Annotated in this window: 16 protein-coding genes; 11 read left to right on the forward strand and 5 right to left on the reverse strand. The window is 47.5% G+C overall.

Annotated elements, in window-relative coordinates; translation table 11 throughout:
* Positions 1-32: 32 nt before the first annotated feature.
* Positions 33-872 (forward strand): M23 family metallopeptidase, encoded by an 840-nt coding sequence (locus ABGT54_RS11060; RefSeq protein WP_346664136.1) that lies wholly within the window; start codon positions 33-35, stop codon positions 870-872.
* A gap of 106 nt (positions 873-978) precedes the next feature.
* Complete coding sequence (locus tag ABGT54_RS11065) at positions 979-1,218, forward strand: GIY-YIG nuclease family protein (RefSeq protein ID WP_346664137.1); 240 nt, start codon at positions 979-981, stop codon at positions 1,216-1,218.
* Positions 1,219-1,289: 71 nt separating this feature from the next.
* Here ABGT54_RS11065 and ABGT54_RS11070 read toward each other — a convergent pair whose 3' ends face one another.
* On the reverse strand, positions 1,290-1,952 hold the full coding sequence (locus ABGT54_RS11070) for a hemolysin III family protein (protein WP_346664138.1): 663 nt from the start codon (positions 1,950-1,952) through the stop codon (positions 1,290-1,292).
* 404 nt (positions 1,953-2,356) lie between these two features.
* Here ABGT54_RS11070 and ABGT54_RS11075 point away from each other — a divergent pair, with 404 nt between their 5' ends.
* The gene (locus ABGT54_RS11075) at positions 2,357-2,965 is read left to right on the forward strand and encodes an ECF transporter S component (protein ID WP_346664139.1); all 609 of its coding nucleotides are present in this window, start codon (positions 2,357-2,359) and stop codon (positions 2,963-2,965) included.
* A gap of 128 nt (positions 2,966-3,093) precedes the next feature.
* Here the strand turns inward: ABGT54_RS11075 and rbr are convergent, their stop codons facing one another.
* The 3 genes from rbr to ABGT54_RS11090 form a co-directional block, all read right to left on the reverse strand.
* Positions 3,094-3,630 carry a rubrerythrin gene (rbr, locus tag ABGT54_RS11080; RefSeq protein ID WP_346664140.1) on the reverse strand — a complete coding sequence of 179 codons (537 nt, stop codon included), beginning with the start codon at positions 3,628-3,630 and terminating at the stop codon, positions 3,094-3,096.
* Between the two features lie 148 nt (positions 3,631-3,778).
* A complete protein-coding gene (locus ABGT54_RS11085; protein WP_204907852.1) occupies positions 3,779-4,321 on the reverse strand; it encodes an NADH peroxidase in 543 nt (180 codons plus the stop codon).
* Between the two features lie 93 nt (positions 4,322-4,414).
* Complete coding sequence (locus tag ABGT54_RS11090; protein ID WP_346664141.1) at positions 4,415-4,828, reverse strand: transcriptional repressor; 414 nt, start codon at positions 4,826-4,828, stop codon at positions 4,415-4,417.
* Between the two features lie 291 nt (positions 4,829-5,119).
* Between ABGT54_RS11090 and ABGT54_RS11095 the strand changes: the two genes are divergently transcribed.
* Complete coding sequence (locus tag ABGT54_RS11095) at positions 5,120-6,037, forward strand: NlpC/P60 family protein (protein ID WP_346664142.1); 918 nt, start codon at positions 5,120-5,122, stop codon at positions 6,035-6,037.
* A gap of 400 nt (positions 6,038-6,437) precedes the next feature.
* Complete coding sequence (locus ABGT54_RS11100; protein WP_346664143.1) at positions 6,438-6,665, forward strand: DUF1858 domain-containing protein; 228 nt, start codon at positions 6,438-6,440, stop codon at positions 6,663-6,665.
* A 115-nt stretch (positions 6,666-6,780) separates the two neighbouring features.
* Here ABGT54_RS11100 and ABGT54_RS11105 read toward each other — a convergent pair whose 3' ends face one another.
* On the reverse strand, positions 6,781-7,524 hold the full coding sequence (locus tag ABGT54_RS11105) for an adaptor protein MecA (RefSeq protein WP_346664144.1): 744 nt from the start codon (positions 7,522-7,524) through the stop codon (positions 6,781-6,783).
* A gap of 426 nt (positions 7,525-7,950) precedes the next feature.
* Between ABGT54_RS11105 and ABGT54_RS11110 the strand changes: the two genes are divergently transcribed.
* The 6 genes from ABGT54_RS11110 (at position 7,951) to ABGT54_RS11135 (ending at position 13,114) form a co-directional block, all read left to right on the forward strand.
* Entirely contained in the window at positions 7,951-8,166 is a 216-nt protein-coding gene (locus tag ABGT54_RS11110) for a hypothetical protein (RefSeq protein ID WP_346664145.1), read from the forward strand.
* A 113-nt stretch (positions 8,167-8,279) separates the two neighbouring features.
* Positions 8,280-10,316 carry a glycosyl hydrolase family 18 protein gene (locus ABGT54_RS11115; RefSeq protein WP_346664146.1) on the forward strand — a complete coding sequence of 679 codons (2,037 nt, stop codon included), beginning with the start codon at positions 8,280-8,282 and terminating at the stop codon, positions 10,314-10,316.
* A 57-nt stretch (positions 10,317-10,373) separates the two neighbouring features.
* Positions 10,374-11,111 carry an N-acetylmuramoyl-L-alanine amidase gene (locus ABGT54_RS11120; protein ID WP_346664147.1) on the forward strand — a complete coding sequence of 246 codons (738 nt, stop codon included), beginning with the start codon at positions 10,374-10,376 and terminating at the stop codon, positions 11,109-11,111.
* 40 nt (positions 11,112-11,151) lie between these two features.
* Positions 11,152-12,225 carry an L-threonylcarbamoyladenylate synthase gene (locus tag ABGT54_RS11125; RefSeq protein WP_346664148.1) on the forward strand — a complete coding sequence of 358 codons (1,074 nt, stop codon included), beginning with the start codon at positions 11,152-11,154 and terminating at the stop codon, positions 12,223-12,225.
* An 11-nt stretch (positions 12,226-12,236) separates the two neighbouring features.
* Entirely contained in the window at positions 12,237-12,725 is a 489-nt protein-coding gene (locus ABGT54_RS11130; RefSeq protein WP_346664149.1) for a dCMP deaminase family protein, read from the forward strand.
* Positions 12,726-12,904: 179 nt separating this feature from the next.
* Positions 12,905-13,114: a pro-sigmaK processing inhibitor BofA family protein gene (locus ABGT54_RS11135; protein WP_346664150.1), complete on the forward strand. Its 210-nt coding sequence runs from the start codon at positions 12,905-12,907 to the stop codon at positions 13,112-13,114.
* Positions 13,115-13,254 lie beyond the last annotated feature (140 nt).

Below are 13,254 nucleotides of genomic sequence, written 5' to 3' on the forward strand. Positions count from 1 at the left end.
CTGGCAAAGCTATAGTCAGAGGTGGTGATAAGATGAATAAAAAGCAAAGCCCTCCGCCAAAAAAGAGGGGAGCTACCGTCGCGGCAGTATTATGTTTTGTGGCAGCCATTGCTATTGTAGGAACATATACACTGGGAAATAGTAGAGAAGCCCGGCAGAATGAAAAACTTGCAAAGACGGAAGAAACACAATCCAAAGAAGAGACAACCAAAAGCAGAGGCGTCGGAGATGGTGACGCCGGAGATGGTACCGGAGGAAACACCGGAGAACTTGCGGGAGCAGAAGAGGCCGGAAGCCTGGTGATCACGAATGAAGATGATACAGGGATTTCCGGAGAAAATGTGGAAAATACGGATCAGACCAATCCTGGCGAGAGAAGCACAGAAAGCAACAGCGACATTTCCTCTGCGGACACGACTGCCGGCGCGCAGCAGACGGCCGGACAGGGCGTCAACGTCAGTTTTGGTGAAGACAGCAAACTTTTGTGGCCTGTCAACGGCACAGTTCTCATGAGCTTCAGTATGGACAAGACCACATATTTTTCCACACTGGACCAGTATAAATATAATCCTGCCGTAATCATATCAGCAGCAGAAAATGACCAGGTGATCGCTGGAACAACCGGCATCGTAAAATCTATCGATAATATTGCAGAGACCGGGACAACCGTCAATATCGATATAGGAAATGGATATGAACTGTTTTATGGACAGCTAAAAGATGTGCAGCTGAAGACCGGAGATTATGTGGAAGCAAATTCAGTCATCGGATATGTCAGCGCTCCCACAAAATACTACAGCACAGAAGGACCAAACGTATATTTCGAGATGCGAAAAGACGGCCAGCCGATCAATCCGGTCGACTATATGTAATGGGGACGGGGGATTTCCAGAAATCCCCCGTCCCCATTATTGACAAGTGTGGAAAATTTTCTATAATGGGTGTTGATAACTTAAAAATATGGTGGATAACGTGGAAATGAATTATACATATATTGTTGAGTGCAGTGATGGAAGTTTTTATACTGGATGGACCAATGATCTGGAACGTCGTATGAAGGCTCATAATGAAGGACGTGGAGCAAAGTATACGAAAGGTCGAAGGCCGGTGAAATTGGCGTATTTTGAGACTTATCGGACAAAAGAAGAGGCGATGAGCCGGGAGTTCCAGATTAAACAAATGACAAGAAAAGAAAAAGAAGCGCTTATGAATAAATAACCGATTTGGGGACGGGGGATTTCTGAAAATCCCCCGTCCCCAAATCGGTTATTCACAAAGTTTTCCCCATTTTACAATACGAATGCGTACATGACGATAAAGTGGCAGGCGCTACCGCCCATAACAAAGAGATGAAAGATCTCATGGGAGCCAAAATTTTTGTGCCGGGTGTTGAACAGCGGCAGTTTCAAAGCGTAGATCACACCGCCGATGGTGTAAATTATGCCGCCGGCCAGGAGCCATCCAAAAGCTGCCGGAGACAGAGTGTTTAAAAGCTGCGTAAAGGCCAGGACGCAGGTCCAGCCCATGCCGATGTAAAGTACGGAAGAAACCCATTTGGGACAGTTGATCCAGAGTGCCTTCAGCAGGATGCCGGCCAGGGCAATGGTCCACACGATGGCAAGAAGAATGATGCCGATGGGCCTTGGAAGCACAAGAAGGCAGATGGGCGTATAACTTCCGGCGATCAGAACACTGATCATCATATGGTCTATTTTTTTCAAAATGGTATTGACCCTTTTGGAGCGGTCAAAGGTGTGGTAAGTCGTGCTGGCGGCATACAGAAGGATCAGGCTGGCTGCGTAGATAGCGATGGATATGATGTAAATCCTGCTGGGCTCATGCGCCGCTTTGATCAGTAGCGGGACAGCCGCGAAGATTGCCATCAGCATTCCGATGAAATGCGTGATCGCGCTGCCGGGATCTTTGATATGTTCCTGAATTGTTTTTGCCATAAGATATTCCTCCTTAACAGATGTATTCGGATGTCATCTGGTGATGATCTGATTATTTTATTATGTCAGAGAATGCCGGCAAGTCCGCAAACGGATCATTTGGCAAATGCCGATATGTAGTTTTCGAAACTACATTATATGTATATGAGTATATTATATCCGATATTCAAAAAAATCAAGCATTATTATAAAAAAATTTACATCCTGTTTTGCTGATAAAGCAAAGAATAAAAAGTGAAGAAGAGTGAGAAATGGCAGACGGAAGAAGGAAAAGTGAGAAATGGTAGATGGAAAAATAGAAGTTTGGAAATAAACTGGCATGGTTAAAAATAGCACAACTGGTTGTTTGTAAAAGGACAGTTGGGTGATACAATAATTGTGACTTAAGAAGGGAGTGGAATTGTATGGAAAAAAGAAATGAGACGGTAATCAAGCTGGCACAGACTGCGCTTCTTGCAGCGCTTTGTTATGTTTCATTTACCTATCTTCAGATAAAAATTCCCATGCCAGGAGGCGATGCAACATCGATTCATATCGGGAACGCATTCTGTGTGCTTGCGGCGCTTCTTCTCGGAGGATTTTATGGGGGACTGGCCGGAGCGATCGGTATGGGGATTGCGGATGTGATGGATCCGATCTACATTACCGGAGCGCCCAAGACATTTCTTCTGAAATTATGTATCGGACTGATCGTTGGGCTGGTAGCGCACAGGATTGGAAAGATCAATGAAAGCAGCGACAAAAAATATGTGTTTAAATGGAGTCTGATCGCGTCTGTGGCAGGTCTTGGATTCAATGTGATCGCGGATCCGCTGGTGGGTTATTTCTACAAAATGTATATTCTGGGCCAGCCCCAGCAGATGGCCGAGGTGCTGGCAAAGTGGAGCGCCGGCGCCACTTTTGTCAACGCGGTGCTCTCTACGGTGTTGGTTACGGCTATGTATACTGCGCTGCGGCCGGTGCTTCTGCGTGCCGGACTGATCACGAAAGCAGGACGCAAAAAAGCGGCCTGAAAAATGGAGCAGCAGATCCGGGGGAACTGCCCCTCCCCCGGAAGTTGCATAAAGGGCGGGGATCCTGAAAGCCCCGCCCTGTTTTTGACATAAAAAAGCTGTGGAAACTTTTCCACAGCTTTTTTCCTTTAGTAATTTTCCACTTTTCTTTCAAAATATGCTCTTGGGTGAGCACATACCGGGCAGACTTCCGGAGCTTCCTCGCCCATATAAATGAAGCCGCAGTTGTTGCATTTCCATCCAAGAGGAGCATCATCTTTGAAGGTTTTGCCGGCATTGAAGCTTTCCAGCAGTTTGCGGTAGCGTCTTTCGTGAGCAGCCTCAACCTGTGCAACGCCCTCAAATTTAGTTGCCAGCTCTTCAAAGCCTTCTTCTCTGGCCTCTTCGGCCATACGTTTATACATGTCTGTCCACTCGAAATTTTCGCCAGCAGCGGCATCTTCCAGATTTGCAGCTACATCGCCGATGCCATGGAACTCTTTGAACCACATTTTTGCATGCTCTTTTTCCTGATTGGCAGTTTCTTCAAAGATATTTGCCATCTGTACATAACCGGCTTTCTTTGCGGCGGAAGCGTAGTAAGTGTACTTGTTGCGTGCCTGAGATTCACCGGCAAATGCTTCCATTAAGTTCTGTTCCGTTTTTGTTCCAGCGTATTTAGACATATCATTACCTCCATAAAGATTAAATTTGTTCAAGCCATAAGGCTTCTTCGTTGTCGGCTGTCGCCGAATACGAAGCTACACAGAGTGCGCCTCCTTGCAGGCAAGCTTGCAGAGTCGCATCTATGTAGCTTCATGCATGGCTTATAGTTTAGCCAAAGTATCTCTTTAACAGGCCTTCAAATGCTTTTCCGTGACGGGCCTCGTCTCTTGCCATTTCGTGTACGGTGTCGTGGATCGCGTCAAGATTTGCAGCTTTTGCACGTTTTGCAAGGTCAAATTTTCCGGCAGTTGCGCCGTTTTCTGCATCTACACGCATCTCCAGGTTCTTCTTGGTGCTGTCGGTTACGACTTCGCCAAGGAGTTCTGCGAATTTTGCAGCGTGCTCTGCTTCTTCATAAGCAGCTTTTTCCCAGTACAGGCCGATTTCCGGGTATCCTTCTCTGTGAGCAACTCTTGCCATAGCCAGGTACATACCAACTTCAGAGCACTCTCCTTCAAAGTTTGCTCTCAGGTCTGCAAGGATGTCTTCGCTTACGCCCTGAGCTACGCCTACAACGTGCTCTGCAGCCCATTCTCTTTCGCCGGTCTGCTCTTTAAACTTCTCAGCCGGTGCATGACAGACCGGACATTCTGCCGGTGCAGCCTCTCCTTCGTGAACATAACCACATACAGTACATACAAATTTTTTCATTTTTTACCTCTCCTTTTTTATTTGAATCTTTATTTTAATATTAGTAACAATTACTAATATTAAGTTACCACAACTTACAGTTCCTGTCAATCTTTATTTTAAACTTTTTTCTTCCATATTACTACAGCAGTTTTTGCATTTTCCGTAAAATAAGATATTGTGGGAGCTGATCACGCCGTCATATTTTTCTCCGGCGGCTTTATCGATCATCTGATCAAAGGAAGCGTCCACTTCCAGGTCGAAAACATTTCCACAGTCCTGGCAGACCACATGGTAATGCGGGTCGGTCCGGCCGTCAAACCGGTCGCCGCCGTCAGGGGTGGGGATCTTGATGATCTCGCCGATATCTGCCAACAGATTCAGGTTGCGGTAAACCGTGCCCAGGCTGATATTTGGGAACTCTTCTTTGACCTGCATGTAAACCATGTCGGCAGTAGGATGGGAGCGGGTGGCGGACAGGTAGTTCAGAATGGATTCCCGCTGCTTACTGTACTTTAAGGATGCCATTCTTTGTCCTCCTTTCAATAACAATAATAATTACTATAATTAGTATAAAACAGAAAGAGACAGATGTCAACCATTTTGAAAAATAACTTTGAAATAGATACAAGAAATAACAATTTGTAACAATTATCGGATTCAAATTGTATGTAATTCCATGGAAATGTGAATAATATGACGAGAGAATACTGATAAAACAGGTTGACATATGAATGTGCAATGATATAATAATAACGTAACATATGTAACAATTCTGTAACATTTACAAAAGATAAGAAAACATAAAGGAGGGAGTTTATGGGTTCTGATCTTAAAAAAGGATTGTTTCTTGTTACAATAACAGGTGCGGTTGCCGCATTTCCTTATACAGTTCAGGCATCAGATATTACGGAAAATGAAAACAGTCTGCTGCCCCAGGCGGGAATTGAGGAAGTGCTTGGCGATTGTTATCTGGCAGATAAAGATATCCAGGTAGAGGATTATTTAGTACCAACAGAGAAGGGCGAGTATTTTGATATGGCGTTTGCGGATGTCCAGACATTTCTGTACATCCGCAGCGAACCGACGACAGAGAGCGAATGGCTGGGGAAGCTTTACCCCGGCAATGCGGCCAGGATCTTGGGGCCTGTGGGAGAGTGGACGAAGGTCCAGTCCGGATCTGTGACCGGATATGTGTATTCTGAATATATTATAATAGGAAAGAATGCAGAAGCAAAGGCGCAGGAAGCAGGCGAAAGCGCTTTTGTATACGCTGAATCCAGGGAAGAAGAGGCACAGAGACTTCAAAAGGAAGCCGAAGAAGCGGAAAGGCTTGCACAGGAGGAGGCAAGGAAAGCAGCCGAAGCCGCCGCCGAGGCGGCCGCAAGAAGCGCGGGAACCGGTCAGGCGATCGTGGATTATGCCTGTCAGTTCATTGGAAATCCTTATGTGTGGGGAGGGACAAGCCTGACAAATGGCGCCGACTGCTCCGGATTTGTCCAGTCAGTCTTTGCTCACTTCGGGATCAGCCTTCCAAGAACCACCTGGGATATGGAGTCTGTGGGAACGGCGGTCAGCTATGACCAGGCTCTTCCGGGAGACATCATCCTGTATGACGGTCATGTGGGGATCTATATGGGGAACGGCGAGATTGTCAACGCCATCAACAGCCAGAGGGGCATCGGGATTCTTCCCGCCACCTATACGAACATTTTGACAGTTCGCCGTCTGGTCTGACAGAAAAAGGAAATAAACATTTTGTTAAATCAAGAGAAAAAAACGGTAAAAAAATGAAATGTGCAAAATGTACAAATTTGTAAATATTTGTAAAAATAGTAAGATTAGAGTTTTCCAAGTTATCCACACTAAAATAGAGAAAAAAGGTGGAAAAATCAATGTTTTAAAAAATTTATCCACATTATCCACACAAAACAGGTGAAAAACGGGGGATTATTGAGGGTAATTAAAAGAACGGACGTTTTGTGAAGATATCATAAAAATGTAGTTTTGTCGAAAAAAAATGAAATATATATTGACTTTTGAGAAATCAAATTAATGGATTTATATGAATAAAATGTTTACACAATGGTGAAAACGGATTATAATGAAACCACTGAAATGTAAAGGAGGTGTCATGATGGCACAGGTAACAAAAGATATGACATTCGGCGAACTGCTTGTAAAGTATTATGATAAATGTCCGCAAATCGTAGACGACCTGATGGAAGCCGGCATGGGTTGCATTGGCTGTCCGCATTCCCAGATGGAAAGCATTGAGCAGGGAGCGATGGGACACGGCATTGATCCGGATCTTCTGATCGCGAAGCTGAATGCGACTCTGACTGCACATGGCGTAGAGGCGTAAAGAGCAGTATGAAAATGAAAAGCAGGTTCCGGATGTTGGCGGCGCCTGCTGCAATAAAAAACCCCGGCAGAAATTCTGCCGGGGTTTTGTCACGCTTCTGTGACGGGCCTCTCCATTATAAAGATGCAAGGGTCTGGACTGCAGCTGCGGGAATAATGGTTTTGCAGTGTTCTTCCAGAAAGGCCAGAACACCTCCGGTGGTCTTTTCCGGAGAACCATACTCGGAGAGCATGTTGCAGATCCGGTTAAATTCCTGATCGGAATGTCCGGACTGGGCCAGCGCCAGAATATAGATATTTTCGGCCGCATCCTTATAAAGGGTGTTGGAACCGGTGTACATGGTCGAGAGAAGTCCGGCGGCCTTTTGCACACTGTCCAGTGTTGCAAAAGAGAACAGGCGGATGACCGGTCTTCGGGGAGCTGTTTTTTCTTCTTGTTCTTCTTTTTCTGCGGCTTTTTCATTCTCTGCCGCGGAAAGTTTTTCCTTGACTTTGTCAAGCAGCTCCAAAAGAGAATCCGCTCCTTCCAGTTTGCTGGGCAGATTTTTCTGGAAATCGCCTTCTGCGGCGGCTGCCGGAGCAAATTTGGAAAAACGGGTGTCGAGCTCCTCGGGATCCTCGACTTTAGTAATTATCAGCACAATGGAGTCGGAAGAAGCCGGGATGGCTTCAATCATCAGCGGGATATCATCCGCTTCAAATCCAAATTCAAAGGCTGCCTGTTGCATCATATCGCGGAAAAGTGACTTTGCTTTCTCGGTTCCATAGGCCAGTTCACTAAGCTTGAGCTGGCGCGCAGCTAAATCTGCGCGTGTGAGAGTGCAGCGGATCTGATTGTCGCTTAATTTCTCAATCTTCATATTCATCACTTCCTTCTAGTTTAGTATAGCACAGCGATTCTAAGATGTTAAATAAAATATATATAAAATCAAAATTAGTCTTGCGCCGGAGAAGATCCTTCGCTATAATTAACAATACTAGAAGATAGTTTTCCCTGATAGCTACGTTCTTAGAACAAAGGAGGGAGAATTTTTCATCACTTATTTTCATTTCTCAATGTAATTTCAGAATCAGTCAGAAACCAATCAGAATACTGCCATTTCCGGCAAATTATCACAGTTTTTTAGAGAAAGGAATTATGCAAAAGGCTGTCTTCTTAGTATATTTTTAGCCGTGCATATAAATAATATTTAGAAATTCATGTATCACAGATGTATCTTTTTCTGGTATCTCTATATGCTTTTGCGGCCGTAGTTATCACATTTTGCAGGAACATAAAAGAGAAAATGACGACTCAAAAAGAAGAGCTCCGGGAAATGTTCCGGGAGCTGAAGGAGTACGAAAAGCAGAAGATCGATCTTGGGATCAACGGGATCCCCGCAAGTCCGATGCAGATCGTACAGGCTCATATCATGTGTGAAGACTTAGGGTATATGAGAGATTATGTGCTGAATGAAAAAGGGGATATCAAGGCACTCTGGTTCAATCATGTGGAACTGTAGATCAGGAGACCGCAGGCACCCCAAAAGATCATGAAGATGGTCTGAAAATGTCGAAATAATTAATGACGCGGGTCTGAGCTTTTGCTATAATAAGGTCGAACAGGAGGTGCAGCATGGAAGAAAAGGAAAAAAACAGCCGCACAAAGAGACCCGGCGCAGAAGCTTCCGAGAAAATGGGTATCAAACAACGAAGCGAAGCCGCCAGAAAACGAGCGCAGAGCCGGGCAGCAGGTACGAAAAGACCGGGAACCGCAAAGGCAGGGACAGCAGGATCCGACAAAAGAGAGGTTGAACATAAAAGGCCGGAAGGAAGACGGACGGCAAACAGGAGATCGGAAAACAGAAGAACGGAGAATCGCGTGTCGGAAGGCAGACGACCAGTAAGAAACCGTCAGTCAAAGCGCAGAAGAAAGAGAAATCTCGGACTGAAGATCGCGCTTCTGATCATTTTGGTGATTGCTGCAGTGGCGGGATTCTTTTTGTGGAAGAGATACAGTCCTTCTGATGAAAAGTATGACAGGAATGCTTATTTTGGGATAGAGCAGGAAGGACAGATGGCGATTACCGTTGACAATGAGGTTGTAGAACCCAGAGGAATGATCGCAGACGGCAAGGCGTATATCCAGTACGAGACCGTCAGAGATTATATCAACAGCAGATTTTACTGGGATCCCAATGAAAACACTCTGTTGTATACGCTTCCCACCAGTATTGTTTCTGTGGAGGTGGGCAGTAAGGATTATTCTGTTTCTAATGAGCGGCAGAGCGAGGACTATGTCATTTTACGAACCGAGGGAAGTACCGCCTATATCGCTCTGGATTTTATTCAGCAGTATACCGATATCGAATATGAAGTGTATGACGATCCTGGCCGGGTGATGATCGTTACCGACTGGGGAGAGACTACAGTCGCCAAGGTGAGGCGTGATACACAGGTCCGGTATCAGGGAGGAGTCAAGAGCCCGATCCTGACAGATATCCAAAAAGGCGATGAGGTGACCGTTGTTGAGCGGGAGGACAATTGGAAGAAAGTCCGCACAAAAGACGGATTTATCGGCTATGTAAAGAACAGCTCTCTGAAAGATGAAGAGACAAGGGTCATTTCCAGAGATTTTGAAGAGCAGGAATATACCAGTATCTCGAAAGATTACACGATCAATATGGCATGGCACAATGTGACCAACAGCGATGCCAACTCCGGCGTGCTGGAAATGATCGCGCAGACCAAAGGGCTTACGACCATCGCTCCCACATGGTTCCATGTGGCGGATGTGGACGCCAATCTTACGTCTATTGCATCTGCCGATTATGTGAATTACGCACACCAGGCTAACATTGAGGTGTGGGCCGCGATCCGGGATTTTGACGGAGGAATCGACTCCTATGAAGAATCTTTTGAGGTATTGAGTCACACATCAAAGCGGCAGAAGCTGATCAATCAGCTGATCTCGGAGGCTCTCCGGGTAGGGATTGACGGCATCAATGTCGATTTTGAGCGAATATCAGACGAATGCGGAGAGCATTTTATCCAGTTTATCCGGGAATTATCAGTACGGTGCCGGCAGAACGGACTGGTTCTGTCTGTGGACAATTATGTGCCGATGTCGATCAACACACAGTACGACCGTAAAGAGCAGGGAATCGTGGCAGATTATGTGGTGATCATGGGCTATGACGAGCATTATGCAGGTTCTTATGAGGCGGGGCCGGTGTCCTCTTATCCTTTCGTAAAGGATGGCATTGAGGCAACGCTGAAGGAAGTTCCGGCAGAGAAGGTGATCAGCGGCATCCCCTTCTTTACCAGACTCTGGCAGGAAACTCCGAAGACAGCGGAAGAGATTTCCGAGGAAGCAGGAACAGAAGCCGCAGAGTATCCCAACAAGGTGACCAGCGAGGCTATGGGAATGTCGGCTGCCGCCAATACGGTGGCACAGGCCGGGGTAACTCCGGTCTGGGATGAAGAAGCCGGGCAGAATTACGCCACCTGGGAGGCGGATGGGATCACCTATAAGATCTGGCTGGAGGACGAACAGTCCATAGAATCAAAGCTTCAGCTTATGAAAGATCAAAAGCTTGCAGGTACGGCGGCCTGGGCGCTGGGACAGGAAGATCCCGGTATCTGGACACTGATACAAAAATATGTAAATTAAATATAAGACGCCTCTCCCGGTCATATAATCAAGAGAAGGACCGGGGGAGGTGTTTTTTTGAGAAAAATCGGGAAACTTGCGGCTGCGCTTCTCTTTCTGGCGGCGCTTTTGGGGATCAATCTGGCAGTGACGGAGAAGATCTGGTCCGACCGGAATCTGTCAACATCCGCAGCGGTCCGGGCGGAAGAAAAAGAGGAGGGCGCCTCCAAAAAGACGGTAGTACTGGACGCTGGACACGGGGGCCGCGATCCGGGCAAGGTAGGAGAAGGGGGAGTCCTGGAAAAAGATCTGAATCTGGCGATCGCAAAGGAAACTGGAAAAATCCTGAAAAAGAAGGGAATCCGGGTGGTATATACCCGCACGGCAGATGAAGCGCTCGCAGGGGAAGAGGCAGAGGAAGGTGTTTCGCAGAAGCTTGCGGATCTGCAGGCAAGAGTGGAGCGGATCAATGAGGAGCAGCCGGCGCTTGCCGTCAGCATCCATCAGAACAGCTATCCGGATCCACAGGTTTCCGGGTTTCAGGTGTTTTATTATGAAGAATCCAGGGAAGGCAGGGCGCTTGCCCAAAAGATGGAGGACACATTCCGGGAGAAGGGGCCCGGCCAGATCCGGGTGCGGGAATCAAAAGGAGACTCCGGATATTATCTTTTGAAAAATACGAAGGCACCTGCGCTCATTGTGGAGTGCGGATTTTTAAGTTGTCCGGAAGAACTGGAAAGACTTACGGACAAAGACTGGCAGAAAAAGATCGCCGGGGCGGTGGCGGCCGGAATCCTGGCTTGTGTGGGAAAATAGAGTGTAGTATAATGGAACGGATAAGAAAGCGGTGAGAAACATGGGAAAAAGAATCCATACCAGGATCGAAACCATCGATCCACACAGGCCGGATCCGAAGGTGATCGAAAAGGCAGGAGAGATCCTAAAAAACGGGGGACTGGTGGCCTTCCCCACTGAAACAGTGTACGGTCTTGGAGCGGATGCGCTCAATGAAAAGGCGGCAGAAAAAATTTATGCGGCCAAGGGACGGCCTTCCGACAATCCTCTGATCATTCACATTACGAATATGGACGCGCTGGAGCGGATCGTAACCGGGATCCCGGAAGAGGCCAGGAAGGTGGCAGATGCTTTCTGGCCCGGGCCTCTGACCATGATATTTGACAAGGCCGGGATCGTGCCCTACGGAACCACAGGGGGGCTTGATACGGTGGCGGTGCGGATGCCGGATCATCCGGCGGCCCGCGCGGTGATTGATGCAGGAGGAGGCTATATCGCGGCGCCAAGCGCAAATACTTCCGGGCGGCCAAGCCCTACCAGAGCGGAGCATGTGGCAGAAGACTTAAGCGGCAGGATCGAGATGATCCTGGATGCGGGGCCGGTGGAGATCGGCGTGGAATCCACCATCCTGGATATGACAGTGACGCCGCCTATGATTTTAAGACCGGGGGCGGTGACCAGAGAAATGCTGGAGGATCTGATCGGGGAAGTTGCGGTGGACAGTACCCTTGGAAATGCAGACAGTAAGGAAGCGCCGAAAGCCCCGGGCATGAAGTACCGGCATTATGCGCCAAAGGCCAGCCTGGTGGTGGTGGAAGGCCCGCCGGAAAAAGTGGCCGGATGGATCAGCAGCCAGGCAGTCCGGATGCGGCAGGAAGGCAAAAAGGTGGGGATCATCGCCACGGAAGAGACCCGGGCCTCCTATCCGGACGTGGATGTAAAAGTGGCCGGTACCAGAGCGGATGAGAGTACGGTTGCAGGCAGTCTCTACGGAATCTTACGGGAGTTTGACGCAGACGGCGTAGACGCGATCTACAGCGAGGCCTTTGACCCGGAAGGGATCGGTACTGCAGTGATGAACCGCCTGTTAAAGGCGGCCGGACATCAGGTCGTGAGAATACCAGAAGAAGCATAGGAGGGCGAAAGATGGGAGCAAAGCGAAAAGATTATATCAGCTGGGATGAATATTTTATGGGGGTGGCGATCCTTTCGGGACTCCGTTCCAAGGATCCCAATACCCAGGTGGGATGTTGTATTGTAAGTCAGGATAACAAGATTTTGTCCATGGGGTATAACGGACTGCCAAGCGGATGTTCCGACGATGAATTTCCCTGGGTCAGAGAAGGGGAAGATCCTCTGGAGACCAAATATGTGTATACGGTTCACAGTGAGCTGAATGCCATCTTAAATTACCGGGGAGGCAGTCTGGAAGGGGCAAAGCTGTATGTGTCCCTCTTTCCCTGCAATGAGTGCGCGAAGGCCATCATCCAGAGCGGGATCAAAGAAGTGATCTATGACTGCAACAAGTATGAGGACACTCCTTCCGTGAAGGCGTCCATGCGGATGTTTGACGCCGCAGGAGTGAACTATCATCAGTACCACCGTACAGACAGGAAAGTCACTATCGAGTTGTAAATGCCGGCATCTGGCCGCAGAAGAGACAAAGAGTTTCTTCTGCGGCTTTTTGTCTGCCAGCGGGGATTGCGGATAGCGGAATAAAAAGGCGGGGACTGGGATATATATGTATCAGAGGATAAAATCAGAGACAGACGCTCTTTGGAAGAACCGATTGGAAAGAGAAGGAGGAAAGGGAAATGGGAGAAAAAGGAATCCGGATCGCAGTGAATTTTATTGTGCGGATGGTGATCGGGACAGCTATGATTTTCTTTGTAAATGAATTTCTTTCTATCCAGGAGATTGCCGTGTGCGTGGGGATCAGTCCGGTTACTGTTTTGACATCCGGAACCCTTGGGATTCCGGGGGTTATCCTGCTGTACGGCATTAAATTCTATAGTCTCCTGTAAGACTTGCACAAAGATTTTCTTTTTTTAAAACAGGGATAGACAAGCAGTCGTCCCGGGGGTATAATCGTCCTACAAGTTCCGGAAAGGAGCTTGCATCTGATTGATTCTGACAAAGTATTCAAGTGATTCTAAGACTATTC

Origin of the sequence: uncultured Merdimonas sp., from assembly GCF_963929015.1 — a bacterium.
Classification (GTDB): Bacteria; Bacillota; Clostridia; order Lachnospirales; family Lachnospiraceae; genus Merdimonas.